Below are 25,138 nucleotides of genomic sequence, written 5' to 3'. Positions count from 1 at the left end.
GTGCCTCAGCCGCCGAGGCCGACCGGGCGACCGACAACCACGACCAGCAGCTTCGACGGATCGAGCAGGCGCTCGGCCACGCGGCGGACGTCATCGGCCGTGACGGCGTTGATCAGCTTCGGCCGCTCGTCGATATAGTCCGGGCCGAGATCGGCGAGCTGCATGCCGACCAGCGTGCCGGCGATGGCGCTGTTCGAGGAGAGCTGCAGCGGGAAGGACCCGTTGAGGAAGGTTTTCGCCTCGGCGAGCTCCTTCTCGCCCGGCCCTTTCTTGCGCATGCGGTCGAGCTCCGAGCGGATCACGCGAAGGCTTTCGGCCACCTGGTCGTTGCGCGTCGCGACGCCGCCCTGCCAGATGCCGCTTTCCCGCATCGGGATCAGATAGCTGTACACCGAATAGGCGAGCCCGCGCTTCTCCCGCACCTCGACGGTCAGCCGCGAATTGAACCCGCCGCCGCCCAGGATGTAGTTCATCACATAGGCGGCGTAGTAGTCGGGGTCATCCCGCCGAACGCCGTGGCCCATGAACTGCACAACGCTCTGCGGCAGGTCGCGGTCGACCACGATCGGCCGCTCGCGCAGCGCGGGCGGCTGCTCGGCCACGGCGACCGGATCCCCCTTCGCCTTGAGGGAGCCGAACAAGCGATCGAGCACCGGTCCGAGCTGCTCGGCCGTAATGTCGCCGACGACGCCGATGACCAGACGGTCGCGCGTCAGCTCGTTGGCGAGGAACGCCTTCAGATCCTCCCGGCCGAGCGCGCTCACACTTTCTGCCGTGCCGCGCTGCGGCCGGCCATAGGGGTGGCTCGGAAAGGCTGTCGCATACAGCGTGGTGGAGGCGATGGTGCCCGGCTGCTCCTGGTCGCGGATCAGCTGGGTCGCGATGCTGCGCTTCAAACGCTCGAGCGCCTCGTCGTCGAAACGGGGTCGGGTCAGCGCCAGCTCGGCAAGCTCGAAGGCGGTGCCGGCGCTGCGCGACAGGCTGCGCAAGCTGAGCGAGAAGTGGTCGCGGCCGGCACTGAAGCTCACCGAGATGCCGTTGTCCTGCTGGCGCTCGGCAAAGGCCTGCGAGTTGAGATCGCCGGCCCCCTCGTCCAGCATGGCGGCCAGGAGCCCGCCGATGCCCGCCTGGTTGGCCGGCGCGCGCTTCTCGCCGGCATCGCGCCAGACGACTTCCATGGCGATGATCGGGATCGACGGTTCGCGCACCAGCCAGGCTTCGATCCCGCCCGGGCTCTTCACCATCTCGATCTTTGGCCCTGCCGCCGCCGCCAGTGGCGCAAGAAGCAACAGGCCAAGAACTGCGAAAACGCGGACTACATGCGGCATCGGGCTCACGTGGTCGGTTTGGGCAGCAGATAGCCGGTCACCGACCGGCGCGGATCCAGCACCTTGCGCGCGGCGGCCAGCACCTCTGCCGCCGTCACCGCCTCGATGCGCTCGGGCCACACCTCAACTGCCTCGACCGTGCTGCCGGTGGTCAACGCGCTGCCGAAGATGCGCGCCGTGGTCGAGATGCTGTCACGGGCAAAGACTGCGCCGGCGAGCAGCCCGCTCTTGGCCCGCGCCAGCTCCTCTTCGGTGATGCCGTTCTCCAGGAGCTCGGCAATCACCTTGTCGATTGCCGTCTCCAGCGCGGCCAGATCGGTGCCATTGCGCGGCCGCCCGCCGATGCCGAAGCTGCCGAGATCCAGCGCCGTTCCCTGATACCAGGCGCTGACCGAGACCGCCGGCGCCCGCTCGCCCACCACCAGCGCCTTGTGCAGCCGGCCGGTGCGGCCGTCGCCCAGGATCTCCGCCAGCACGGTCAGCGCGTGCCCTTCCCGTCCCTCCGCCGTGCTGTAGCTCGGCGCCAGGTAGTATCGCGACAGGCTGGATTGCTTCACCCGCGCATCTTCCAGCGTGACCCGGCGGGCGGCGATGTGCGGCGGCTCCTGCAGGCGTTTCCGCGGCTTCAGCTCGCGCGCCGGGATCGGACCGAAATGCTTCTCCGCCAGCGCCCGCACCGCTTCCGGCTGAACGTCGCCGGCCACCACGAGGATGGCATTGTTGGGCGCGTAATGCGCCTGATGAAAGGCGACGGCATCAGCATGGGTCAGGCCCTGCATCTCGTGCATCCAGCCGATCACCGGGATGCGGTAGGGATGCGCGAGATAGAGCGCGGCAGTCATCTGCTCGGCCAGCAGAGCGCCGGGATTGTTGTCGGTGCGGCTGCGCCGCTCCTCCAGGATCACCTCGCGCTCGCGCTCGACCTCGTCCGGCGGGATGGCAAGGTTGGCCATGCGGTCGGCCTCCATCCCCATCACGAGGTCGAGCTTGTCGACCGCCACGGTCTGGAAATAGCCGGTGTAGTCCTGCGAGGTGAACGCGTTATCGCGACCGCCATTGCGGGCGACGATCTTGGAGAACTCCCCCGGACCGATCAGCTTGGTGCCCTTGAACATCAGGTGTTCGAGGAAATGCGCGATGCCGGACTTGCCCGGGGGCTCGTCGGCAGCACCGACCCGGTACCACACCATGTGATGCACGACCGGCGCGCGGTGGTCCTCGATCACCACGATGTCCAGCCCACTGGCGAGGCGGAAGGTCTTGGGATCGAAACTGGCGGCACCGGCCGGGCTTGCTAGCGCCACGGCCGCCAGCACCGCAGCCGCGGCTGCGAGCGCCGACATCATCCTTGCGTGAATCGACATGAAGGCCCTTCTAGCAGGACAGGCCGAACGGAATCTTACACATCGTGGTTACCCGCCGCCGGCAGGGTATCACGCCGCCTTCGGCGCCGTGCCGGGCAGGTCGTAGGGCGGCTTGTGCAGGCCGGCCGGCGAGAGCGTGAAGATCTCCACGCCCGTCTCGGTCACGCCGACCGAGTGCTCGAACTGGGCGGAGAGCGACCGGTCGCGGGTCACCGCGGTCCAGCCGTCGCCGAGCAGGCGCACCTCCCAGGTGCCGAGATTGATCATCGGCTCCACGGTGAAGAACATGCCGGGCTTGAGCTCCGGCCCGGTGCCGGCGGCGCCGTAATGCAGCACGTTCGGCTCGTCATGGAACACGCGGCCAAGACCGTGGCCGCAGAAGTCGCGCACCACGGCACAGCGCTGCTGGCGCGCGATGGTCTCGATGGCATGGCCGATATCGCCGAGCCGTGCGCCCGGCTTCACCTGGGCGATGCCCTGCATCATCGCCTCGTAGGTGACGTCGCAGAGCCGGCGCGCCTTCACGCCTACATCGCCGACCGCGAACATGCGGCTGGTATCGCCGTGCCAGCCGTCCAGAATCACGGTGACATCGATATTGAGGATGTCGCCCGCCTGCAGGCGCTTCTTGTCGTCGGGGATGCCGTGGCAGACGACATGATTGACCGAGGTGCAGATCGATCGCGGATAGCCGCGATAACCGAGCGGCGCCGGCACCGCGCCGCGCTCGACGATGAAATCGTGGCAGAGGCGGTCGAGCTCGCCCGTGCTGGCACCCGGAAGCACATGGGGCGCGATGAAATCCAGCGTCGCGGCAGCCAGATGTCCGGCACGGCGCATGCCCTCGAACCCGTCCGGTCCGTGCAGCTTGATGGCATTGGTGCGCCGGAGGCCGACGGCATCGGCAACGACGTAGTTCATCGGGCTGAAATCCTCATTCCGCAGCGGCCAGCCGGTCCGGACCAGAGAGGCCGACCAGAGGTAAAGGTCGCCTTAAATCAATATCTTCCCGGCTGATCGAGCAGTCGTAACATAGGATCTCGACCCCGGCAGTCAACCCGCGGGCGAGGCTCGTGGCATAGGCAGGGTCGATATCCGCGGCGATCGCCATGCGGTCGCAATCCTCGCGCTGCACCACGAAAAGAAGCACCCCGCGGCCTCCGCTCGCGACCACTTCGGACAAGGCGCGGATGTGGCGGGCGCCGCGCGCAGTGACGCAGTCGGGAAACTCGGCAAGGCCCGACCGGTGCCCGCTCCGCTCCAGATGCACGTTCTTGACTTCGACATAGCAGGCCGGCCGCCCGGGCGCGCTGAGGCGAAAATCGATGCGCGAATGGCCGCCCCAGGGGATCTCGCGCTCGATGCGCGCATATCCGGTGAGTTCGGGGATGCGGTCGGCGGCCAGCGCCTCGGCGACCAGCCCGTTCGGCCGGCCCGTGTGGATGCCGACCAGGCCGCCCGTCGTTTCCGTCAGCTCCCAGCCATAGGACAGCTTGCGCGCCGGGGCGGTGCTCGCCGCCAGCCAGATGCGCGCACCGGGTTCGGCGAGACCCGTCATCGCGCCCGGATTGGGGCAATGAACGGTGACCTCGCGCCCGTCGTCCAGCCGGGCATCGGCCAGGAACCGCTTGTAGCGCCGCAGCAGACGCGCCGGAATCAATGGGCCGGGAAGCCGCATCCCGGTCCTTTAGCGAGCGCATGAACCCGCCGCAAGGGTTCGGCCCATGCTACACGGCGTGTATATCCGTCGCGGAGAATGGCATGATCGCCGGCGCCGCGGTGGCAGGAGAAAGTTGAATGGCGGAGGCGCCGCAAAGCGTGGCCAATGAGAACGCGCCCAGGATCGTGACGGCGGCAATGCTGGTGATCGGCAATGAGATCCTGTCGGGCCGCACCAAGGACGCCAATCTCGCCTGGATCGCCGAGCAGCTGGCCGAGACCGGCATCCGGCTGATGGAAGCGCGCATCGTGCCCGACATCGAAGCGGCGATCATCAAGGCGGTGAACGAGCTCCGGGCTGCCTACGATTATGTCTTCACCTCGGGCGGCATCGGCCCGACCCACGACGACATCACCGCCGACAGCGTGGCGCGCGCCTTCGGCGTCGGCATCGATGTCGATCCGCGTGCGCATGCCATCCTGGACGCGCATTATCCGCCCGGCGAGCTAACCCCGGCCCGCCTGCGCATGGCGCGCGTTCCGTTCGGGGCCGAGCTGATCGAGAATCCGGTTTCCAAAGCCCCGGGATTCCGCATCGGCAACGTGCATGTCATGGCCGGCGTGCCGGTCATCTTCCGCGAGATGTTCAAGAGCCTGCGGCCCAGCCTGGTCGGGGGCGACCCGCTGCTGTCGCGCGCCGTCGGCTGCCCGTTGCCGGAGGGCAAGATCGCCGAACCGCTCGGCGCCCTGCAGCGGCGCTATGCCGGGATCGACATCGGGTCATACCCGTTCTTCCGGCCCGGCGGACGGCCCGGCACCACGATCGTGTTCCGCGGCGTGCAGCGCGCCGAGCTGGACCGGGCGGTGGACGAATTCAAGGCCCTCGTCCGCAGCTTCGGCGAGGAGCCCTTCGAGGCAGAAACTATATGAGGTCACAAGCTGTTATACGGCGAAGCTCGTTCGCAGTTTGCCTGATTTCGGGGTCCCTCGCGGCCGCCGCGACAGTGCCGTCCAATGGTGCCGAGCTCGCGCAGCTGTGTCGCCAGGCTGCCGAGCCCTGCACCGGCTTCATCACTCGCATCGCGCTCGCCAGCGGCGACGACAAATCGATCTGCCTGCCGAACGGCTATCGGCCGGAGCACTTGCGCCAAGCGTATATCGAATGGGCGGCCGCCTCGGATCAGGAGCTGCTCGGCCGCGAACCGGCAGAAAAGGCGGTATTGTCGGCCTTCAAGGAGCTGTATTCCTGCGACGAGTGACCGGGCCGGGCAATACGGTGCCGACACCCCCCAGCAAGGCATCAACCGCCGCCTGAACGACCGTTTCGGCGTGATCGCCGAAGGCGGTGCGGTGCACATACTTTCGCACCCCATAGAACACGATGCCGGAATGCCATTGCCGGACGGCCTCGATCTCGGCCGGCGCCGGCTGCATCGGGATTGCGCCCAAGGCGCGAGGGTCGCCCGCCGCCGCGGCCATCTCGACGCAGATCGGGCGCAGCACGCGCCGCTCCAGCATTTCCACATGCCGCCGGTTGAGGCAGCCATGTTCGAGCGCGGCATACAGGTAGATTCTGAGCCAACGCTCGGTCAGAAGCTCGGTCACATAGTGATGATAGAAGGCGATCAGGCGGGTGCGGATCGGCAACGAGCGATCGTGCAGCGCCTGCTCTCGCGCCGTGTCCCACCGGTTCAGGTAGACCTCGTCGTAGACGCGATCGATGAGTGCCTGCTTGGAAGGAAAGTAGCGATAGATCAGAGGCTGCGTGACCCCGAGCCGGGCGGCCAGCTCGCGGGTCTGGCCGTCCAGCCCGACTTCCGCGAAGAAGTCGGCTGCCGCTTCGACGATCTCGCGCTCGCGCGCGGCCGGTGTGAGGCGTCGGCGGACGATCGCTTCATTCATGCGACCGCCTCCACCGAGGCAACGGCGGCCCGGTACCCATGCAGATGCCGACGGACCAGCAGCTCGAGGGCGCGCTCCAGCGGCACCGGGCCGTCCGCCTCGTAGAGCTCGCGCCGTACGCCGGTGAAATAAGCCCCGCCGTGCAGGTTCCAAGCCGCCTCCCGCTCGGCCAGGGTCAGCGGCAGGTCGTCGGTCGCCGGTCCCCCGAAATGCTGGCGGGTGCCGCGACAGATCGGATCGATGATGTCGCGTTCGACGCGGTCGACATAGCTCAGGTTGCGCTCGCGCTCCTCTCCCGAGAGAGCGGTGAACAGAAAGATGCGGAGCCATTGCCGCCGGTACACGGTCTCCACATAGGATCGATAGAACGCTACCAGACGGCCGGGGAAATCGGGTGCCGGCCGCGCCAGCAGGTCGGTCCAATCGGCGCGCCAGCACTGCCGGTGCAGCTCGACATAGACCCGATCGAGCAGAACCTGCTTGGTCGGGAAGTAGCGGTAGAGCAGCGGCTGCGAGATGCCAATGCGGCGCGCCAGTTCGTGCGTCGTGCCGGCATGGCCAGCCAGCGAGAAATACTCGATCGCCGCGGCCAGGATCTCGGCCTCGCGCGCATCCGCAGCGAGGCGCCGCCGGCGCGGCGCGCGCACTGAAGACGACATCATCGGGTTACCCCGCATGCCGAAGCGGGCACGCGTCGCCCATCGACCCGTTGCATGGCATTGTCCGGCCTCCCTGAACCGGCGGCCCGGCGTCCACTGCGCCAAGCTCGTTCACATTTGTGATAATCGGCCGAGAACCGGCCGTCGTCAACGCCTTAGCTTGTCACATGACCGCAGTGAGGAAGCCGATCGAACGCGCTCGCGCCAGCGTGGCGGCGAAGGCATCATGGCTTTTGCGCTGATCGCAGTTGAAGCCGTGATCGGCTTCGTAGACATGGGCGATAATGGCCGGATGCAGCGTGCGCATTTCATCCGCCAAGGCGACCGGAATCATCGCGTCCTTGGCGCCGAAATGGAGCAGCGACGGACATTTCGGCGCCTCGGCCTTGAACTCGGTCCATGGTCCGCCGTAATAGCCGATGGTCGCCGCCAGTCCCGGGATGCGGGTGCCGGCGAGCCACGCGACGCCGCCGCCGAAACAATAGCCGATGACCGCGACCGGGCCGGCCGCACGGGCGGCCTGCACCGCCGCTGCCGTGTCGGCCATGACCTCCGGCCAGCCGAGCTTGCCGCGCAACGCGCGCCCGCGCTCGATGTCGGCCGGCGCATAGCCGACGTCGAAGCCCGGTTCGACGCGATCGTAAAGTGCCGGGGCGATGGCGAGAAAACCGTCGGCGGCATAGCCATCGCAGACGGCCTTGATATGGCTGTTCACGCCGAAGATCTCTTGCGCGATCACCACCGCGCCGCGCGGCGTGCCGCGCGGTGCCGCGCGGTAGGCGTCGAGCGTGAACCCATCGGCGGCTTGCAGCTTGATCGTCTCGCCCATCGCCCTCATCTCCCCGGCACGCAATTCATTGAGCGCGACGATAGCGGCGCTGCCCTTGGCCGCGAAGAGGCTATCGATACTCGGGCGGTGACCTGATCAGTATGTGATGGCGGATCGGAGATTCAATGTGCCGTGGCGCGCGCGCGCGGGGCCGGCGGCGGGCTGCTGGAGAAGGCCTTCGCCTGGCCCTGCTTCGCAAAGTAGATGGTGATCGTCGCCTGTGAGCCGCGCTCGGTCTGCAGCCAAGGCGTGACCCACCAGCCAAGTGCTCCCTTCTCGCTCGCCGCCTTCACGGTCTTCTCGAGATGCGGCACCGACTTCAACGTCAGTTCGGCACCGAACCACTTCTTGCGACCCGCGTCGTCCGGACGTACCGGCTTCACGCCATATCGTTCCCACCACATTGTCGGAAGTTCCTTGTCGATTCTGTTCGTTGTTGAACCTGTCTTCGGACCTGTTGTTCTCGGGCTGGCCTGGGCTCCGCAACCGGGTCGGCTGCGTCAAGATTAGAACAGCGGACCTCCGAATTCAATCGCCGGCCATATTTCGACTTATCCTTACACTGGCGCCAGCGTGCTCATCCGTCGATTTCTTGAAAAACGAAGAAATATCCGTTCTCTTCAAATGACGAAGCAATAACCACATTAACCAAGACGCAGTGGGGCCACTCCACGTTCTGAATCGGCGTGGTCGAAGAATGTAGAATGGTCGCGGCAACGGCGCGATTGTTAGCAAATTGGAAAGGAATCGAGGGGAAGCTTATCGAAGCCTGAGAAAGGTGCCGTCGATGAACGTGACGCCACCATCCACTCCATTGCCGATCGGGACTGCGTCCGTCCCGCCGGCCAATCCGGTCCCGCTGGCGGCGCCGCGGGTCACCGCGCGCCCGGTGACGCCGAATCAAAAGGCCGACCGTTCTGCCGCCGGCCCGACCCAGCGCGACCGTCAGCCGGCCCGCCCGCGCGGCAACCCGAACGGCAAGATCGATCTCTCCGTCTGACCGGCGCTAACCGGCGAGGCGGGCGAGCTTGGTAACCCGGGCCGGCGGGAGCTCGGCCAGAAACAGGTTGCCCGCCCGGTCGCCCCACAAGCCATGCGCACCGTTGATCGCCCCGCGGCAGCGACCGGCCAGCACGCCGTCGTCTTTCAGCATGGCGATGCGCGGCACCTGGTCGGTGACGAAGATCATGCCGCGATCGTCGACATAGAGATCCATCGGGTGGAAGAAGCCGCCCCAGCTGGCAAGGTACTTGCCCTCGCGGTCGAAAACCTGCACGCGCTCGTTCTCGCGATCGACCACCAGGACGCGGCCGTCCTCCAGCACCCAGACAGCGTGGGGCGTCATGAACAGCCCCTCCCCTTCGCCGGCCCCGCCCCAGGTCGAGATATGCTCGCCCTCGGCGCTGAAGCGATGGACATGCGCATTGCCATAGCCGTCGCTGACATAGATCTCGCCGTCCGGCGCCACCGCGACATCGGTCGGGTGATTGAACGGCGCGCCGAAACGGGGATTGCCGCGTTCGCCGAGCGCGAACAGCTCGTTGCCGTCGCGATCGAACGCGACGATCTCGTGTGCGTCGCGGTCGACCACGAAGACGCGCTCCCGGCGGTCGATCGAAATGCCGTGCCCGTCGATGATGCGGCCGCTGCCATAGGAGAAGGCGAAGCTGCCATCCGCATCGAAGACCAGGACCGGCGGATCGCTTCGCTGCAGCACATGCACCCGGCCGAGCCCGTCGACCGCGAGCTGGCTGATGAAGCCCCAGGCCATGGTCGGCGGCAGCCGCGCCCAGTCGCGCTCCATGCGATAGCGCCGGTCGCCGAGCCCGACGATCATCTCGCTTGCGGTCATTGTGCTGCTCCCCGCTCGACAAATGGCCGTCAGTCTACCGCGAATTGACCAGCAAGAATCGCGCCGATAGGGTCGCGCCGACAACCGGGAGGATCACATGCGCGCCATACTCGGCTCCGCGCTCGCATTACTGTTCGCCGCCAGCACCGCCCACGCGCTCGACAAGACATCGGTCGCCGCGCTCGCCTTCGTCTCCTCGGCGCCGATCTTCATCGCCAAGGAAAAGGGCTATTTCGAAGCCGAAGGGCTCGACGTCGAGATCAAGTTCTTCCAGGCGGCGCAACCCGTTGCGGTTGCCGTCGCATCCGGCGATGCCGATTTTGGTATCACCGGCTTGACCGGGGGCTTTTTCAACCTGGCGGCGAAAGGCGCGCTGAAGATCGTCGCGGCGCAATCGCGCGAGGAACCGGGCTATAACTTCGTCGCCTATGTAGTGACGCCCAAGGCCTACGAGGCGGGCTTCCGCTCGCCCAAGGACTACAAGGGAAAGACGGTCGGCATCACCCAGGTCGGCTCCACCTTCCACTACAACATCGGCATGCTGGCCGATAAGTACGGCTTCAAGCTCGGCGACGTGTCGCTCAAGCCGTTGCAATCGGTGCCCAACATGGTGGCGGCGCTGAAGGGCGGCCAGGTCGATTCCGTGCTGCTGCCGGCCAACCAGGCGCTCGGCCTGGAGAAGGACGGCTCCGGCAAGATCATCGGCTGGGTGCACGAGCACACGCCCTGGCAGCTCGGCGCCCTCTTCACCTCGACCAAGAACACGACTGAGAAGCGGCCGATGGTGCAGCGCTTCGTCAAGGCCTACGTCAAGGCCGCCGCTGACTATGCCGATGCGTTCCATCAGCGCGACGCGGCGGGCAAGCGCGTATTCGGGCCCAAGGCCGATGCGCTGATCCCGATCCTGCAGAAATACGTGAAGCCGGAGCCGAGCGCCGACCAGGTGAAGGCGTCGGTCTCCTTCATCGACCCGCAGGGGCGGCTTCTGGTGAAGAACCTTTATGAGCAGGTCGCCTGGTACAAGGCACAGGGCATGGTCGATGCCGGTGCCGACGCCAAGACGATGATCGATCTCGGCTTCGTCCAGGGCCATCTCGACCTGCCGAAGTGACGACCGTTTCATGGAACTGAGAGCCGAGGGCATCGGGCATCGCTATGGCGCGCTCGATGTCCTCGACGGCATCGATCTCTCCGTCCGCGAAGGCGAGATCCTCGCCGTCATCGGGCCGAGCGGCTGTGGCAAGTCCACCCTGCTCGGCATCCTGGGCGGGCTGATCCGCCCGACCGCCGGCCGCGCGGCGATCGTCGGCGATGCGCCCCAAGGCTGCCTCAACGCGCTCACCTATGTGTTCCAGGACTTCGCTCTGCTCCCGTGGCGCAGCGTCGCCGGCAATGTCGGGCTAGCGCTGGAACACCATCCATTGTCGCGCGGCGAGCGGCACCGACGGATCGCCGATGCACTCGCCCTCACCGGGCTCGCCGACTTCGCGGACGCCTATCCGAAGCAGCTGTCGGGCGGCATGCGCCAGCGGGTCGGCATCGCGCGTGCCATCGTGGTGCGGCCGGCAGTGTTGTTGATGGACGAGCCGCTCTCGGCCCTCGACGCGCAGACGCGGGAATTGCTCCAGGAGGAGCTACTCGCCATCTGGGCCCGCGAACGCACCACGACGGTCTACGTCACGCACAACCTGATGGAGGCGCTCCGCCTCGCCGACCGCATCGCCGTGCTGTCGCGCCGGCCGGGGCGGCTCAAGGACCTGATCGAGGTGCCGGTGCCGCGCGAGATGCGCGGCGAACCAGGCCACGCCGCCGCCCTGACGGCGCTGCACGACCGGCTCTGGCAGTCGATCCGGCCGGAAGCGGCGGCGGCCGACCGCGAGATCGTCGATGCCGCCTGACGCCGCCGCGCGCCCGGTCGACTTCCGCGCGGGAGGCTTCGAGCCGCGTCCGGGACGTACCGCACCCTGGATCGCGGCGGCGGCCATCCTCGGCGCCTGGCAGATCGCCTCGGCGGCCGGGCTGTTGCCGGACCTGTTCATGCCGAGCCCCGAGGCGGTGATTACGGCGCTCGGCCGCATGTGGGCGAGCGGCGAGCTCACACTGCACCTGATCGCCAGCGTGCAGCGCATCGCGATCGGCTTCGCCATCGGTGCTGCGGCAGGACTTGCCGTCGGCTTCGCCATGGGAATCGTGTCGCTCGCCCGCGCGGTCGGCCTGCCGATCGTCTCGGCCCTGTTCCCGATCCCGAAGATCGCGCTGCTGCCGCTCCTGATCCTCTGGCTTGGCATCGGCGAGCCCTCGAAAGTGGCGACCATCGCGCTCGGCGTCTTCTTCCCGACCGCGCTGGCGACCAAGACGGCGGTCGACGGCGTGCCGCGCAACCTGATCCGGATGGCCCAGAGCTTCGGCATGCCGGCCTTCGCCATCGTGCTGAAGATCGTGGCGCCGGGCGCCATGCCGGGCATCCTCGGCGGCTTCCGCATCGCCGCCTCGATCGCGCTCATTCTGGTGACGGCAGCGGAGATGATCGGCGCCGAGCACGGCGTCGGCGCGCTGGTGCTCGGCGCTGGGAATTTAATGCAGACCGACAAGCTGATCGCTGGTGTCGTGCTGCTCTCCATCATGGGATTGCTGGTGGCTGCCGGCATCGGCGCCCTGGAGAAATGGCTGCTGCGATGGCGTTGAATCTCGAGACCCGCATCGTCGCCCGGCAAGCCGGTGCGCCACCCGCCTTCACCGCCGACATCGCCGTGCTGGGCGCCGGGATCAGCGGCGTATCGGCGGCGCTCGAAGCCGCGCGGCTCGGCCGCAAAGTCGTCCTGATCGATGGCGCGCCGCAGCTGGGCGGCCAGGCGGTCGGCGCGGTGATCGGCACCTTTTGCGGGCTCTACTCCAACGGGCCAAACCCCCATCAGGTTACGCATGGCATCGCCGACGAGATCCTGCGCGAGCTCGGCGCCGAGGGCGTGCTGCACCCCATCCGCGGCCGGCGCAACACGATCATCGTGCAGTACAGCGAAACCGCGCTGGCGCGCTGGGTGGAGCGCACCATCGCCGCGACGCCCGGCATCGACCTGCTGCTCGGCGCCCAGCTGATCGAGGTCGAACGCGACGGCCGCCGGTTGACAGGGCTCAAGCTTGCCACGCGCTTCGGTCCGGCCGAGGTGAAAGCGGCAAGTTTCGTCGACGCCTCGGGCGACGCGGCGCTGGCCTGGCAAGCCGGCCTTGCCTGCCGCGAACCGGCGACGCCGATCTTCGGCACCCAGATGTTCGTGCTGGAAGGCGCCGATCCCGCGGCCCTGGCGAAGCTCGACCGGAAGGAACTGCAGCAGCGGCTGGAGGCCAAGGGCAATGCGCATGGCATCCGGCGCCATGACGGATTCCTGTTCGCAGCCCCGGACAAGGACACTGTCCTGGTGAACATGACGCATGTGGCGACGCCGCTCGATCCGGTCGGCCATGCTCGCGCCCAGCTCGACGGCCGCGACCAGGCCGACCGCCTGCTCGCCTTCCTGCGCAGCGAATATCCGGCAGCGCTCGGCAAGGCACGCATCCGCACCTTTGGCCAGCTCGGCATCCGCCAGACCCGCTGGATCAAGGGACGGCACCACCTGACCGCCGACGAGGTGCGCCAGGGCGTGCGTTTCTCTGACGCGATCGGCCGCTGCTCCTGGCCGATCGAGCTGCACGACCGGCCTGATGGCGTCCATTGGGAGGAATTCGGCGACGACCACATGCACTGGATCCCGCTCGGCAGCATGCTGCCGCCGGAGGCCGACAATTTGATTGCCGCCGGCCGCTGCATCGACGGCGATCCGGCCGGCCTCGCCTCGGTGCGCGTCATGGGCCCTTGCATCGCGATGGGTGCTGCCGCCGCGCATGCGCTCGACCTCGCCGGCGCCGGCTCGCTGCATCAGATCGACATCGCAGCTTTGCAGCGGCGTCTCCACGACAACCTGGAACGGCGCGACTGACGCAAGAAGTTCAGGGTCTTCATGCCGCGCTGCCGCTCTGCGCGCGCGTCCTACCGTTCTCGCCCAAATCTCACAGCCCCGCCGGCAACGCGTTCGCCAAGCTGCCGTTGCGATGAGGCCCCGCGCTGCGGGTCACCCTGGCACAGCACAGAAGGAGATCGACATGCGACCATCGATGCGGACTCTCGCCGCCACCTTGGTCGGCGCCGCCTGCCTCCTCTCCGCCCCGGCGGTGATCGCGCAGACCCAACCTCCCTCGACCGCGCCCACCAAGCCCGCAGAGACCATTCCGGACGAGAAGCTCGACAAGGCGGCCGCGGCCACCGTGCAGGTGGCCAGCCTATCGCGCGACTACCGCGAGCAGCTGGCCGCGGCGCCGCCGGCCGAGAAGCAGCGCATCGTCGACGAGGCCAATGCCAGGATCGAAAAGGCGATCACCGATCAGGGCCTCTCCCTGCAGGAATACAGCTCGATCATGGAGGAAGCGCGCAACAACCCGGACGTGCACCAGAAGATCCTCCAGCGCCTGCCGAAGGCCAGCAACTAGCACTTCCGGGGTGGCAGGCAGGCGCGAGAAGCGCTGGATACTCCGCGACCGTCTCCTCTACGGCGTGTCCAGCGCCTCGCGCACGCGCATGGCAAGGTCGGCCTTGCGATAGGGCTTGTTCAGGAACACGGTGCCGGGCCGCAAGCGCCCTCGCTCCGCCAGAGTCTCGACGGCGTAACCGGAGGTCAGCAGGACTTTGAGCTCCGGCTTGAGCAGCCGCGCCCGATCGGCGAGTTCCCAGCCGTTGAGGCCGCCCGGCATCACGATGTCGGTGAACAGCAGGTCGACATGCTGCTCGTGGCTGAGCCGGGCCAAGGCCTCGCGCCCGTCCATCGCCGGGATCACCTCATAGCCCAGACTCTCGAGCGAGCCGATGGCAAAGGCCCGGACAAAAGGATCGTCCTCCGCCACCAGGATCCGCTCACGCCCGCGCGGCGGGACCGATGCCTCGGTCGCCGGCTCCGACGGCGACGCTCGTGCCGCCGCCGCCACAGTCTCGCTCGCCGGCAGGTACATGCGCACCGTGGTGCCAAGGCCGGGCTCGCTGTACAGGCTGACATGCCCACCCGACTGTTTGACGAAGCCATAGACCATGCTCAAGCCCAAACCGCTGCCTTTGCCGACTTCCTTGGTGGTGAAGAAGGGCTCGAACACCCGCTCCAGCACGTCGGGCGGCATGCCTTCGCCGTCGTCGGTGACCGAGACCAGCACATAGTGACCGGCCAGCACTTCGGGGTAGCGGTCGCGATAGGCGTCGTCGAGCGGCATATTGGCCGTGGTGATGACGAGGTTGCCGCCCTTCGGCATCGCATCCTGTGCATTGAGCGCCAGGTTGAGGATGGCGCTTTCGAGTTGACTTGGATCGCAGAAGGCAGGCCACAACCCGGAATCGGTCGCGGTTTGGATCTCGATATCCTCCCGCAAGGTGCGGCGCAGCAGCTTCTGCATGCCGTCGATCAGCCGATTGCAGTCGATCTCCTTCGGCATCAGCGTCTGCCGCCGGCCGAAGGCGAGCAGCCGGCGCGTCAGCTCCGCGCCGCGGTCCCCGGCGGCGACGATGTCGTCGATCTGCCGCTTCAGGTCCGGCCGCGCCCTCAGCTTGTCGCTCAGTGCCGAGGCATTGCCGATGATGACGGTCAGTAGGTTGTTGAAGTCGTGCGCGATGCCGCCCGAAAGCTGCCCGACCGCTTCCATCTTCTGCGCCTGCACCAGCTGTTCCTCGGTGCGCTTCCGCTCGGTCAGATCGTGGATCACGCCGACGAAGACCGGCGCGCCCTGCTGGCGCGCCTCGCCGACGGAGAGATCCATCGGGAAGGTCGTCCCGTCCTTGCGCCGTCCCGTCACCTCGCGGCCGATACCGATGATCTTGCGCTCGCCGGTGCGGCGATAGTTGGCAAGGTAGGCGTCGTGCTCGCTGCGAAACGGCTCCGGCATCAGCAGCCGGACGTTCTGGCCGGCCACCTCCTCGGCGCGATAGCCGAACAGGCGCTCGCATGCCGGGTTGAACATCTGGATGGAGCCGGCCTCGTCAATCAGGATGACGCCATCGACCGCGGTGGCCACCACCGCTTCCAGCCGCTCGGCCCCTTCGCGCAGCGCCCAGGCGGTGCGCTCGCGCTCGGTCAGGTCGTGGATGATGCCGACGAAAGCAGTGCCCTCGTCGAGCTTCGCCTCCCCGACCGAGAGATGCATCGGAAAGGTCGTGCCGTCGCGACGGCGCCCCAGCACTTCGCGACCGATGCCGATGATCTTCTTTTCGCCGGTGCGCCGGTAGTTCGCGACATAGCCGTCATGTGCCTCCTGAAACGGTGACGGCATCAGCATCTTGACGTTGCGGCCGAGCACGTCAGCTGCGGCGTAGCCGAACAAGCGCTCGCAAGCGGGATTGAACATCTGAACGATGCCGGCTTCGTCGATCAGGATCACCCCATCGACGGCGGTATCGACCACCGCGCGCAGCAATCGAGCGTCACTTGCAGGATCCCGCATCGCCAATGCCGCCCCGTTCCACTTGGCGAGACGCAGAAACTGCCCAAGTGGTTCCTACACATTGTAGAGCGAATTGGTTCGGCGCGCGCAATCAGTGCTTTTAGCTGATATTTTTCAACCGATCAACGGAGCGGGGGCGATTTTTCCCCTTCACCGAGGCTGCGCTGCATGAGCACACTGTCGACCCATCGACCGAACTTGAAGCCGACGGCGGTCAGCAGGCCGACGCGGGCGAAGCCGAGCCGCTCATGCAGCCGGATCGATCCCTCGTTCGCGCTGTCGCCGATCACGGCGATCATCTGCCGGTAGCCGCGGGCCGCACATTCGGACAGCACAACCCGCATCGCGGCCCGGCCGACGCCGCGCTGCTGCAGGCCTTCGCGCACATAGACCGAATTCTCCAGCGTGTAGCGATAGGCCGGCCGGGTGCGATACGGGCCGGCATAAGCGTATCCCAGTATCTCGCCGCCCTGCTCGGCGACCACATAGGGCAGGTCGCGATCGACGACGTCGCGCCAGCGCCGGATGACCTCGTCGAGCGAGGGCGGATCGTCCTCGAAGGAGGCGAGGCCGTGCCGAACGTGATGGGCGTAGATCGCCTGCACTGCGGCCATATCGGCGGTCACCGCCGGTCGCACCAGAACTTCGTTCGTCATCCCGCGCCGCGTGTTCCAGAGGTTGTCTAGACCTCTATAGCACGGCCGCGAAACTCACGCATAGCTGCGCAGGTCGGCGATCACCTTGCCGTCGTCGGGCAGGCTGCCGGGCGCCACCAGCTCGACCCGGCCGCGCACCTTGCAGACCGCGACGACGCTATCCGCGATGGCCGCGGCCAGCGCTTCGCCCGACGCCTTGGCCTCGCACTTCACCACCATGTCGTCGAGATTGTTCCTGGTCGTCACCTCGATGCGGATCCTGCCGATTTCGGGATGCCGCTTGGCCACGTCGCCGGCCTGGGTCGGATGCACGAACATGCCGCGGATCTTGGTTGTCTGGTCGGCCCGGCCCATCCAGCCCTTGATCCGCGTATTGGTGCGGCCGCAGGGACTCCGCCCCGGCAGCACGGCCGAGAGATCGCCGGTACCGAAGCGGATCAGCGGATAGGCCGGGTTGAAGGTCGTCACCACCACCTCGCCGACATCGCCCTCGGCCACCGGCTCGCCGGTGCCGGGCCGCACGATCTCGACGATCACATTCTCGTCGATCACCATGCCTTCCAGCGCCTCGGTCTCGTATGCGATCACGCCGACATCGGCCGTGCCGTAGCTCTGGATCGCGAACACGCCGAGCTCCTTGATCGCAGCGCGAAGCGAAGGCGGCAAGGCCTCGGCGCCGACCGAGGCGTGCCGAAGGCTCGACGTGTCGAACTTCAGCTCACGCGCCTTCTCCAGCAGGATCTTCAGGAAGGACGGCGTACCGGCGTAGACGGCGGGCTTGAGGTCGTTGATCGCCTGTACCTGCAGTTCGGTATTGCCGACGCCGCCGGGGAAGACCGGGCAGCCGATCGCCCGAGCGCCGCCCTCCACCATCAGGCCGGCCGGGACCAGATGGTAGGAGAAGGTGTTGTGCACCAGCATGCCGGGCCGGGCACCCGCGGCCCAGAGCGCCCGCGCGAAGCCCCAATTGTCCTCGCCCTTGGCCCCCGGCTCGTAGATCGGACCGGGCGACTGGAACACATGGCTCATCCGGGCGAGCGGCCAGGCGTTCAGCCCGCCGAACGGCTTCGACTTCGCCTGCAGATCCTTGAGGTCGCCCTTGCGCGTGACCGGCAGCTTGGCCAGCGCCGCGCGGCTCGACACGGCGGCGGCATCGACATCCTTCAGCACCGCGCCGAAATGCGCCGAGTTCGCCTTGGCATGTGCGATTTGCTTGGCGAGCTGCGCCATCAGCGCCGCCTCGCGCTCGCCCGGGTCGCGCATCTCAAGTTCGCTGTAGTACTTGCGGTCCGCCGCCATCCCAGCCTCCCTTGGCTTTGCCACCGACTTTCAAGGAGGCGGGCCAAGGCGGTCAAGCGCCGCCGCGACGCCTCACTTCACGCGAATGTCGGCATGCGCCGCCCTTCCCTTGGCGTCGACCACGACGATACGGGCGAAGCCTTCCCCGTCCGGCGTCCAGCGCGCTTCGGCAAAGCGCTCGCTCGGCGCCAGTAGGCGGCCATTGACCAGCCAGCGATAGGGCGGCGTGCCGCCCAGCGCCTCGAAGGGCAGCGCATCCACGAGTCCGCTGACATCGCGGTCGCGCTCGATCGTGCTGCCATCGGGCGGAAAGGCGATGCGGAGAGCCCCCCCCTGTTCCGGCTCGACGCCGCCCTTGGGCCGGAACTTCTTCAGCGCGACCGGCAGCCGGCGGTTCGGCGCGCCGGCAATGGCGGCGTCCGGCGGCGGGTCGTCGGTCAGGCCGCGATTTCCCGGCACCAGATCGAAGGCCTTGAACAGGATCGGCGCCGCAGTATTGCGGCCGTACTGCCCCGGCCGGGGCGTGCCGTCGAGCCGCCCGACCCAGACGCCGATCGTGTGGCTGGCCGACCAGCCGATCGCCCAGGCATCGCGGAAGCCGTAGGACGTGCCGGTCTTGTACGCCACGCGGCGGCGATCGCCTTCGGCCGCCAGGGCGAACAGGGCGTCCGGCCGCGGTGCATCGGCGAGGATGCGGGCGACATACCAGGCAGCACTCGCGCTCACGAGCTGCACCGGCTCCGCGCCTGCATCGTCCATCAGCAGCCGGGACGGCGCTATGCGGCCATGATTGGCGAGCCCGGCATAGAGCGTCACCAGGTCGTTGAGCGTGGTGCCCGCACCGCCCAGCGCGATCGGCAGGCCCGCCGCCTGCGCGGCGCGCGGCAGGTCAAGGCGGATGCCGGCTTGCTGCAGCCCGGCGCGGAAGCGGTCCGCCCCGATCCGATCGAGCACGGCCACGGCGGGCAGATTGAGCGATTGCTGCAGCGCCTCGCGCACCGTCACTTCGCCACGGAAGCCACGATCGAAATTGCGCGGCGCCCAGTTGCCGAAGCGGATCGGCGTGTCGGCGATCTTGGTCTCGGGATGCAGGGTCAGGTCGTCGAAGGCGAAGGCATAGATCAGCGGCTTGAGCGTCGACCCGGGCGAGCGCACGGCCCGCGCGGCATCGACCTGGCCTTGCGCCGAGAAATAATCGTGCCCGCCGATATAGGCCGCGACACGACGCCCCTCGTGCTCCACCACGATCACGGCGATGGTGGCGCCGTCGGCGATCGCCCCGGCTTCCCGCGTGGCAAGCCCTTCCATCGACCGCTGCAGGTCGCCATCGATCGTCGTGTGCACGAAGGACGCACCGCCGCGGCGCAGCCGGTCGGCGAGATGCGGCGCGGCGAACGGAAAGCGCAGCCTCGCATCGGCCAGCCGTTCCTGCTTCGCCTCGCGCGCCGCCACGTCCGTGATGGCGCCAGCCGCGGCCAGCCGGTCCAGCACCCGATGCGCTGCTGCCCGCGCCCGCTCCGGCGCCAGGTCGGGCCGCCGCGCTGTCGGCGATTGCGGCAACGCAATCAGCAGAGCCACCTCGCCGAGCGTCAGCTCAGCCGGTCCCTTGCCGAAATAGGCACGCGTCGCCGCTTCGATGCCCTGCAGGTTGCCGCCGAACGGCGCCAGCGTGAGATAGATGCCGAGGATCTCGTCCTTGCTGTAGCGCCATTCGAGCTGCAGCGCGCGGAGCGATTCAACGATCTTCGCGCCGAATGTGCGCGGCCTGGGCTCCAGCAGCCGCGCCACCTGCATGGTCAGGGTCGAGGCGCCGGAAACCACGCGGCCGTTATCCGCCCATTGCCGCAGCGCACGCGCAACCGCCAGCGGGTCGATGCCGGGATGGGTGGCGAAGCGCGCATCCTCGTAGGCCAGCAGCAGGTCGACATAGCGGCGGTCGACCTGCTCCAGCGCCACCGGCAGCCGATATTGCTGGTCGCGCGACAGATAGATGCGGAGCGGCTCGCCCCGCCGGTCGGCGACCACGACCGAGAGGTCGTCGAGCTTGGAGAGATCCGGCGGCAGCAGCCGATCGGCGGCGACGAGGGCGACAAGCGCCCCCACCGCGCCGATCAGCCAGCGCTGCAAGCGGCGGCCGATCATTTTCCTTCGACCACGGTCGTCATCGTGGCGGTGCGGCCCATGAATCCGGCGCGGTACATGTCCTCCACCACCGCACCCGGCAAAGTGTAGCGGCCGGGCACGACGGCGCGCGCGATATACGCAACATGGAGGTCGCCCCTGTCTTCCTCCTCGCCCCAGTAGTAGCGGTAAGGCGGCGGCCCCACATCGACGGCCGCGACCAGCCGGTCGTCCCGGGCCTCGCGCAGCCGCGCCCGCGAGATGGCGGGCAGGAACGGATAGGCCGAACCGCCATCCTCGCCCCGCGGCACGATGCTCTCGATCTCCCACCCCGCGGGCAGCAGGTCGACCAGCACGGCCTGGCGATAGGCGCGGTCGCGCGGTTTGGCGGTGATCGAGACCAGGATGCGATCGTGCTGCATCGCCCGCCCGGCCTCGACCGGATCACCCTTCAAGGTGAAGAGCTTCTTCTCCACGGTGAATCCGGCCCCGAGCGCCGGCGGCGCCTCGCGCGGCGCACCATGCACGACCACGGTGCGATAGGCCTCGCGATCGACCAGGTTGGTGACCGTGAAGCCGCTCGCGATCTCTGCCGGGGTCGGGCGGAACGCGTAGGCGCCCTTGGCGGTGACGCGGGTGATGCCGGTCACGCCGAGCCCGAGCTCGCCGTCGCGCAGCATCGCCGCGGCGGCTCGGGTCAGCCACAGCTTCTCCTGCGTCGTCATGCTCTCCGGTGCCCGCTTCAGCCGCTGCAGCTCGTCGAAGATCGGCTGCAACTCGAGACCCGCCTTGCTCTCCACCGCCAGCGCCAGAACACCGGCGACATTGCGCAGCGGCGAGCCGTAGTAGTCGCCGCGCACCGACTGACCCATCCCCGCCCGCGCCTCGCGGAAGGCATTGGCGGCGCGGCCGCGATCGCCGGCATTGGCGAGCGCGGCGCCGAGCAGCGCCGCGCCCATGGTGCCGCGCATGCCGGTGATCGATACGTCGTGCAGCTGGCGCAACACGCCGATATCGACCGCGCCGCGCTGCGACAGCACCGCGAGTGCATAGGCACGGTCGGCCAGCGTCAACGACCGCGCGGAGGCGGGATCGATCTCGTAGCTGCGCTCGCCGCCGCTCCGGCCGATCCTGTCGAGACGGCCGAGCCCGAGGCGGACGGCGCTGTCGGGGATGACATAGCCTGCCTCCTTGGCACGGATCAGCAGCTCGATCGCCATCGCTTCGACCCACGGCCAGGCGGCATTGTCGCCGTAGCGCCAGAGCCCGACCGAGCCGCTCTCGTCCTGCCGGTCGAGCACGGTGTCGATCGCCTTCTGCACCTCGCGCTTCCGCTCCGGTGCGCGCCGCGTGTCGGTCGGCCCGGCCAGGGCGGCGAGTTCGCCCGCCAGCACGAGCGGCAGGGCCCGGCTGGTGATCTGCTCGGTGCAGCCATAGGGATAGCGGTCGAGCGACTGCACCAGCCCGGCGACGTCGATGCCGCGCACCGTGCTGTAGTTGACCGCGACCGAGGCTGAGCCCGGCTCGAACGGCTCCAGCAGTTTGGGGTCGACCGTATAGGCGACGCCCGGCGCCTGGACCGCTTCCTGCTCCAAGGTGATCGGGTAATGCGGCGAGCGCACGGCGATCTGCCATTCCCGACGGAACTTCAGGTCGCCCGGCCCCGTCACTTCCAGATCGATGGTACCGATGCCGACATGGTGCCCGACCAGGCCGATCGCCTCGATCCGCCGCTCGTTCGCCGCCAGCGGATAGGCGAGGTTCGTGCTGCCTTCGAGCGCGACGGCCCCGGTCGCCTTCAGCGCCAGCCGATACTCGCCGGCCGGTGCTTCCACATTGTGCACCAGCAGGGTCATCCGGCTCTGGTCGCGCGGCGCCAGGAAACGCGGGAAGGACGCATCGGCCACCAGCGGATAGCGGACGATGACCTTGCCCTCGCCCTTGCCCACCTTCGACTTGCCGTAGGCAACCGCCATCAGGCGGAGCTGGCCGACGAAATCCGGCACGTCGAGCGCAACGGTCGCCTTGCCCTCGGCATCGACCTGGATGGGACCGGAGAACAGCGCCACCGACCTGGTCGGCACCACCGCGAGACCGGCGCCGCCGATGCCGTCGCCGCCGGAGCGCAGCCGGCCCGCCGGACCGGCATTGCCGTCCAGCAGACGGCCGTAATCGTCGCGATAGTCGATGCCGAGCCGGCGCTTGCCGAAATAGTGCTTCGCCGGATCGGGCGAGACGAAGCGAGTGAGCTGCAGGATGCCCTCGTCGACCGCGGCCAGGGTGACGAAGGTGGTCTCCCCAGCCGCGACGCCTTTGACCACCAGCGGCACGCTCAGCCTAGCCTCCGGCGTGATCTTTTCCGGCGCGCCGAGCTCGACCGCCAGCACGCGGTCGCTGGTATCGATCCCGATCCAGGCCAGCCCGACCGCGCGCAGCGGATCGCGCGGCTTGCCCTGGTTCAGCGGGCGATACCAGCTCGCCAGCACATAGGCGCCCGGCCCCCAGGCCGCGTCCACCGCGACCTCGATGGTCGCTTCCGCGCCGGTAACGCTTAAGCTCCGGGTCTCGTAGATCCGGTCGCCGGCCACCGCGATCATCAGCTCGCCGGGCCCCGGCGGCACGATGCGCACACGGGCATTGCTGCCGGCCGCATGCGCCTCCTTCTCCACCAGCACCTCGACCTTGTCGGGGATGTCGGCCGCATCGGTGGTCGGCGCCCAGCCGACGCGGAAGCGGTAGGACGAGGAGGCGCCGCTCGCCGCGTCGTCGACCACCAGCCGGTAGCGGCCCCAGTCGAGTGGCTCACGCAGCTGCAGCGGCGTATCGGCGGCGATATTCGCGAGACCCTCGCGTGCCAACCGGTCACGCGTATTGCTGCGATACAGCCAGCGGCCGCCATCCTGGTACCAGGTGTAGTCGGTCCACTCCTTGTAGAGCCGCCAGCGGACCTGCTCGCGCGCGATCCGGGCACCGTCGGCGTCGAAGGCCGCGACTTCCAGCACCGCCTCGCTGCCTTCCTGCACGCGCCGGTCGGCGAAGGTCGGGCGAATGCCGAGCAGCACCTCGCGGTTGACGAAGGGCAGCATCACCCGGTCCTGCACCACCCGGCCGGACGGCTCGAACACGCCGACCGTCACCATGGCCTGCAGCGGCCAGCTCACCTCGGCGAGCTGTTTCAGCGCGCCGGTCGCCTTTGCCTTGCCCTCGGCGTCGGTCGCCTCGACATTGAGGCTCACCACCTCCTCGGTGAAGCGGTCGTCTTCGCGGCCGAACTGCCAGCCTTTCAGGTTCGGGAACGGCTGCTTGTCGGGCAGCAGCTTGATCTCCGCCTCCACATCGAGTTCGGCCGCCGGCGCGCCGTACAAGAACAAGGCCTCGATCTCGACTTCCAGCGGTGCCGTCGGACGCAGTCGCTTCGCCGCCGTCGCCGCCGTGACCTTCAGCCGTTCCGGCACGAAATCCTGCACGTCCACTTCGACCCGGCCGATCGCCGGCCCCTTCGGATCGGCATGCGCGGTCACCGCCCAGACGCCGCGCGCCGCCGATTCCGGCAGGGTGAAATCGTGCTGGAACCCGCCGGCGGGCTTCGCTTCCAGGGCCAGCCGACGATATTCGACACCGTTCGGCCGCGTGATCGCGAGGGTCAGCGGCAGGCCCTCGACGGCTTGCGCCGCAGCGTCCCTGAGCAGCGCCACAAGATGCACCGTCTCGCCCGGCCGGTAGATACCGCGATCGGCATAGAGGTAGGCATCGAGCGGGCCGGGCGACGGCCGGCCGGTCACGCCGCGGTCGGAGAAGTCGAAAGCCGGCCGGCGCAGGTCCAGCACGGCCAGATCGCCGCCACCGCCGAAGGCGAGCAGCATGGACGCCGCGGCCCCGCCGGCTCCGCGCAGCAATCCGGGATCGAGCTTCAGCCGGCCGTCGGCATCGGTCTTGCCGCGCGCCAGCTCGTCATTGCCGGCCGAGATCAGCGCGAGTTCGATGCCGGCGAGCGGCTTGGCGGTCAGGATCGAGCGGGCGAAGACAAAGGTGCCGTCCTGGCCCTGCAGCGTGGTCAGCGCGGTGTCGGTCTCGACGATCAGCCGCGCCGCGAACGGCGCTGTGCCAGCGTAGTCCTCCTCGTATTCCTCGTCATCGGTGGTGTCGGCGCCGCCGGCCAGCCGCACGGCCCCGGGCTTGCTCACGACGACCAGATAGGCGCCGGGCTTGCGCTCCTTGATCGCCTCGGCGATCGGGAATGAGGTCACCACCCGCTGATTCGGCCGACGCGCGACATCCATCTGGCCTTGCCAGAGCAGGGTCGCCCGCTGGGCGGCAATCGATTGCACGGTCCAGCGATAGAGCTGGCGGTTGGCCAGCAGCTGGCGCGCCTCGGTCGGCAGGGCACGGTCGCCGATGCGCAGCACCTGCACCTCGACCCGGTCGAGATTGATGGTCTCGACCGGCAGGCCGCTGCTGCCTTCGCGCGGCAGCACGAAGCCGGAGCCGACGATGCCGATATAGGGCGGCCGCTCGGCCAGACTGAGCGGCACGGTCTCCGGCGCCGTGGTGCGGGCACCCGATGCAGCCGGGAGGCCCGCCCGGATCGTCACCTGGTATTCGGTGCCGTATTGCAGGCCGGCGAGGCAGAGCCGGTCGCCGTCGACCCGGACCGCCGGGTTGAAGCCTTGTCTCAGATCGAGGAAATCGCGGTAGTTCTGCCCCTCGGGGGCCAGCGCCTGGGTGAAGCGGAGGCAGGCTTCCGGCGTTTCGCCGTCATATTCGACCTGGACGCCGGCGAATGCCATCTCGCGGGCGACAGGCTGGCTCGCGGCCGGCGCTGCGGCGGCAGGAGGTCGGGTCTCCGCCTGCGGCGCCGTGGGCGCCGGCGGCGCCTGGCTTGGCGCCGGCTCGCGGTCTCCCCTTCCAATGCCCCCGAACCAGAATCCCGCCCCGGCTCCGACAACCACCACCCCGGCC

22 protein-coding genes are annotated in these 25,138 nt (G+C 68.3%); 8 read left to right on the top strand and 14 right to left on the bottom strand.

Going from position 1 to position 25,138, the window contains the following annotated elements; translation table 11 throughout:
- Positions 1-5 precede the first annotated feature (5 nt).
- The 4 genes from DT074_RS11170 to sfsA form a co-directional block, all read right to left on the bottom strand.
- Positions 6-1,289 (bottom strand): M16 family metallopeptidase, encoded by a 1,284-nt coding sequence (locus DT074_RS11170; protein ID WP_368744609.1) that lies wholly within the window; start codon positions 1,287-1,289, stop codon positions 6-8.
- Positions 1,290-1,333: 44 nt separating this feature from the next.
- Positions 1,334-2,692: a M16 family metallopeptidase gene (locus tag DT074_RS11165; protein ID WP_119419928.1), complete on the bottom strand. Its 1,359-nt coding sequence runs from the start codon at positions 2,690-2,692 to the stop codon at positions 1,334-1,336.
- 69 nt (positions 2,693-2,761) lie between these two features.
- Positions 2,762-3,613 (bottom strand): type I methionyl aminopeptidase, encoded by an 852-nt coding sequence (map, locus tag DT074_RS11160; RefSeq protein ID WP_119419927.1) that lies wholly within the window; start codon positions 3,611-3,613, stop codon positions 2,762-2,764.
- Between the two features lie 13 nt (positions 3,614-3,626).
- Complete coding sequence (sfsA, locus tag DT074_RS11155) at positions 3,627-4,370, bottom strand: DNA/RNA nuclease SfsA (RefSeq protein ID WP_119419926.1); 744 nt, start codon at positions 4,368-4,370, stop codon at positions 3,627-3,629.
- 119 nt (positions 4,371-4,489) lie between these two features.
- Here sfsA and DT074_RS11150 point away from each other — a divergent pair, with 119 nt between their 5' ends.
- Both DT074_RS11150 and DT074_RS11145 read left to right on the top strand, forming a co-directional pair.
- Positions 4,490-5,281 carry a competence/damage-inducible protein A gene (locus tag DT074_RS11150; protein ID WP_119419925.1) on the top strand — a complete coding sequence of 264 codons (792 nt, stop codon included), beginning with the start codon at positions 4,490-4,492 and terminating at the stop codon, positions 5,279-5,281.
- 74 nt (positions 5,282-5,355) lie between these two features.
- The gene (locus tag DT074_RS11145) at positions 5,356-5,610 is read left to right on the top strand and encodes a Rap1a/Tai family immunity protein (RefSeq protein WP_119419924.1); all 255 of its coding nucleotides are present in this window, start codon (positions 5,356-5,358) and stop codon (positions 5,608-5,610) included.
- Here the strand turns inward: DT074_RS11145 and DT074_RS28040 are convergent.
- From DT074_RS28040 to DT074_RS11125, 4 genes are all read right to left on the bottom strand, one after another.
- A complete protein-coding gene (locus DT074_RS28040) occupies positions 5,582-6,253 on the bottom strand; it encodes a TetR/AcrR family transcriptional regulator (RefSeq protein WP_162914819.1) in 672 nt (223 codons plus the stop codon). The two genes, DT074_RS11145 and DT074_RS28040, sit on opposite strands and share 29 nt — an antisense overlap.
- Complete coding sequence (locus DT074_RS11135; RefSeq protein ID WP_162914818.1) at positions 6,250-6,915, bottom strand: TetR/AcrR family transcriptional regulator; 666 nt, start codon at positions 6,913-6,915, stop codon at positions 6,250-6,252. The genes DT074_RS28040 and DT074_RS11135 overlap by 4 nt, the downstream gene beginning before the upstream one ends.
- Positions 6,916-7,075: 160 nt before the next feature.
- Complete coding sequence (locus DT074_RS11130) at positions 7,076-7,741, bottom strand: dienelactone hydrolase family protein (protein WP_119419922.1); 666 nt, start codon at positions 7,739-7,741, stop codon at positions 7,076-7,078.
- Between the two features lie 122 nt (positions 7,742-7,863).
- Complete coding sequence (locus tag DT074_RS11125; protein WP_119419921.1) at positions 7,864-8,145, bottom strand: hypothetical protein; 282 nt, start codon at positions 8,143-8,145, stop codon at positions 7,864-7,866.
- Positions 8,146-8,528: 383 nt separating this feature from the next.
- Here DT074_RS11125 and DT074_RS11120 point away from each other — a divergent pair, with 383 nt between their 5' ends.
- Positions 8,529-8,741: a hypothetical protein gene (locus DT074_RS11120; protein ID WP_162914817.1), complete on the top strand. Its 213-nt coding sequence runs from the start codon at positions 8,529-8,531 to the stop codon at positions 8,739-8,741.
- 6 nt (positions 8,742-8,747) lie between these two features.
- On the opposite strand, the gene DT074_RS11115 is transcribed toward DT074_RS11120, so the two are convergent.
- Positions 8,748-9,593, bottom strand: a complete 846-nt coding sequence (locus DT074_RS11115; RefSeq protein WP_368744608.1) for an NHL repeat-containing protein — start codon at positions 9,591-9,593, stop codon at positions 8,748-8,750.
- 97 nt (positions 9,594-9,690) lie between these two features.
- On the opposite strand from DT074_RS11115, the gene DT074_RS11110 reads away from it, so the two are divergent.
- The 5 genes from DT074_RS11110 to DT074_RS28035 all read left to right on the top strand — a co-directional run bounded on the left by DT074_RS11110 (position 9,691) and on the right by DT074_RS28035 (position 14,114).
- Entirely contained in the window at positions 9,691-10,704 is a 1,014-nt protein-coding gene (locus tag DT074_RS11110; protein WP_119419919.1) for an ABC transporter substrate-binding protein, read from the top strand.
- A gap of 10 nt (positions 10,705-10,714) precedes the next feature.
- Positions 10,715-11,491: an ABC transporter ATP-binding protein gene (locus DT074_RS11105; RefSeq protein ID WP_119419918.1), complete on the top strand. Its 777-nt coding sequence runs from the start codon at positions 10,715-10,717 to the stop codon at positions 11,489-11,491.
- Complete coding sequence (locus tag DT074_RS11100) at positions 11,481-12,278, top strand: ABC transporter permease (RefSeq protein WP_119419917.1); 798 nt, start codon at positions 11,481-11,483, stop codon at positions 12,276-12,278. The genes DT074_RS11105 and DT074_RS11100 overlap by 11 nt, the downstream gene beginning before the upstream one ends.
- Entirely contained in the window at positions 12,269-13,567 is a 1,299-nt protein-coding gene (locus DT074_RS11095; protein WP_368744607.1) for an FAD-dependent oxidoreductase, read from the top strand. Before DT074_RS11100 ends, DT074_RS11095 begins: the two co-directional genes overlap by 10 nt.
- Before the next feature lie 163 nt (positions 13,568-13,730).
- Positions 13,731-14,114, top strand: a complete 384-nt coding sequence (locus DT074_RS28035; protein WP_162914816.1) for a DUF4168 domain-containing protein — start codon at positions 13,731-13,733, stop codon at positions 14,112-14,114.
- Between the two features lie 57 nt (positions 14,115-14,171).
- On the opposite strand, the gene DT074_RS11085 is transcribed toward DT074_RS28035, so the two are convergent.
- From DT074_RS11085 to DT074_RS11065, 5 genes are all read right to left on the bottom strand, one after another.
- Positions 14,172-16,103 carry a hybrid sensor histidine kinase/response regulator gene (locus DT074_RS11085; RefSeq protein WP_119419914.1) on the bottom strand — a complete coding sequence of 644 codons (1,932 nt, stop codon included), beginning with the start codon at positions 16,101-16,103 and terminating at the stop codon, positions 14,172-14,174.
- 122 nt (positions 16,104-16,225) lie between these two features.
- Positions 16,226-16,759 carry a GNAT family N-acetyltransferase gene (locus DT074_RS11080; protein ID WP_119419913.1) on the bottom strand — a complete coding sequence of 178 codons (534 nt, stop codon included), beginning with the start codon at positions 16,757-16,759 and terminating at the stop codon, positions 16,226-16,228.
- Positions 16,760-16,813: 54 nt separating this feature from the next.
- Positions 16,814-18,058 (bottom strand): phenylacetate--CoA ligase family protein, encoded by a 1,245-nt coding sequence (locus DT074_RS11075; RefSeq protein WP_119419912.1) that lies wholly within the window; start codon positions 18,056-18,058, stop codon positions 16,814-16,816.
- Positions 18,059-18,130: 72 nt separating this feature from the next.
- Positions 18,131-20,200 carry a penicillin-binding protein 1C gene (gene pbpC, locus DT074_RS11070; RefSeq protein ID WP_119419911.1) on the bottom strand — a complete coding sequence of 690 codons (2,070 nt, stop codon included), beginning with the start codon at positions 20,198-20,200 and terminating at the stop codon, positions 18,131-18,133.
- Positions 20,197-24,966 (bottom strand): alpha-2-macroglobulin family protein, encoded by a 4,770-nt coding sequence (locus DT074_RS11065; protein WP_162914815.1) that lies wholly within the window; start codon positions 24,964-24,966, stop codon positions 20,197-20,199. The genes pbpC and DT074_RS11065 overlap by 4 nt, the downstream gene beginning before the upstream one ends.
- Between the last annotated feature and the right edge of the window lie 172 nt (positions 24,967-25,138).

Origin of the sequence: Desertibaculum subflavum (assembly GCA_003576705.1) — a bacterium.
Classification (GTDB): domain Bacteria; phylum Pseudomonadota; class Alphaproteobacteria; order Ferrovibrionales; family Ferrovibrionaceae; genus Desertibaculum; species Desertibaculum subflavum.
The sequence above is the reverse complement of the archived record's forward strand: the minus strand, read 5'-3'. Positions and strand labels throughout refer to the sequence as shown.

What these genes read in the sequence shown, in the direction of transcription:
- DT074_RS11100 (WP_119419917.1), top strand. Translation starts at nt 11,481, where the DNA reads ATGCCGCCTGACGCCGCCGCGCGCCCGGTCGACTTCCGCGCGGGAGGC.
- DT074_RS11065 (WP_162914815.1), bottom strand. Translation starts at nt 24,966, where the DNA reads ATGGCATTCGCCGGCGTCCAGGTCGAATATGACGGCGAAACGCCGGAA.
- DT074_RS11125 (WP_119419921.1), bottom strand. Translation starts at nt 8,145, where the DNA reads ATGTGGTGGGAACGATATGGCGTGAAGCCGGTACGTCCGGACGACGCG.
- DT074_RS11120 (WP_162914817.1), top strand. Translation starts at nt 8,529, where the DNA reads ATGAACGTGACGCCACCATCCACTCCATTGCCGATCGGGACTGCGTCC.
- DT074_RS11110 (WP_119419919.1), top strand. Translation starts at nt 9,691, where the DNA reads ATGCGCGCCATACTCGGCTCCGCGCTCGCATTACTGTTCGCCGCCAGC.
- sfsA (WP_119419926.1), bottom strand. Translation starts at nt 4,370, where the DNA reads ATGCGGCTTCCCGGCCCATTGATTCCGGCGCGTCTGCTGCGGCGCTAC.
- DT074_RS11095 (WP_368744607.1), top strand. Translation starts at nt 12,269, where the DNA reads ATGGCGTTGAATCTCGAGACCCGCATCGTCGCCCGGCAAGCCGGTGCG.
- DT074_RS11115 (WP_368744608.1), bottom strand. Translation starts at nt 9,593, where the DNA reads ATGACCGCAAGCGAGATGATCGTCGGGCTCGGCGACCGGCGCTATCGC.
- DT074_RS11075 (WP_119419912.1), bottom strand. Translation starts at nt 18,058, where the DNA reads ATGGCGGCGGACCGCAAGTACTACAGCGAACTTGAGATGCGCGACCCG.
- pbpC (WP_119419911.1), bottom strand. Translation starts at nt 20,200, where the DNA reads ATGATCGGCCGCCGCTTGCAGCGCTGGCTGATCGGCGCGGTGGGGGCG.
- DT074_RS28040 (WP_162914819.1), bottom strand. Translation starts at nt 6,253, where the DNA reads ATGAATGAAGCGATCGTCCGCCGACGCCTCACACCGGCCGCGCGCGAG.
- DT074_RS11105 (WP_119419918.1), top strand. Translation starts at nt 10,715, where the DNA reads ATGGAACTGAGAGCCGAGGGCATCGGGCATCGCTATGGCGCGCTCGAT.
- DT074_RS11135 (WP_162914818.1), bottom strand. Translation starts at nt 6,915, where the DNA reads ATGATGTCGTCTTCAGTGCGCGCGCCGCGCCGGCGGCGCCTCGCTGCG.
- DT074_RS11130 (WP_119419922.1), bottom strand. Translation starts at nt 7,741, where the DNA reads ATGGGCGAGACGATCAAGCTGCAAGCCGCCGATGGGTTCACGCTCGAC.
- DT074_RS11150 (WP_119419925.1), top strand. Translation starts at nt 4,490, where the DNA reads ATGGCGGAGGCGCCGCAAAGCGTGGCCAATGAGAACGCGCCCAGGATC.
- DT074_RS11080 (WP_119419913.1), bottom strand. Translation starts at nt 16,759, where the DNA reads ATGACGAACGAAGTTCTGGTGCGACCGGCGGTGACCGCCGATATGGCC.
- DT074_RS11085 (WP_119419914.1), bottom strand. Translation starts at nt 16,103, where the DNA reads ATGCGGGATCCTGCAAGTGACGCTCGATTGCTGCGCGCGGTGGTCGAT.
- map (WP_119419927.1), bottom strand. Translation starts at nt 3,613, where the DNA reads ATGAACTACGTCGTTGCCGATGCCGTCGGCCTCCGGCGCACCAATGCC.
- DT074_RS28035 (WP_162914816.1), top strand. Translation starts at nt 13,731, where the DNA reads ATGCGACCATCGATGCGGACTCTCGCCGCCACCTTGGTCGGCGCCGCC.
- DT074_RS11165 (WP_119419928.1), bottom strand. Translation starts at nt 2,692, where the DNA reads ATGTCGATTCACGCAAGGATGATGTCGGCGCTCGCAGCCGCGGCTGCG.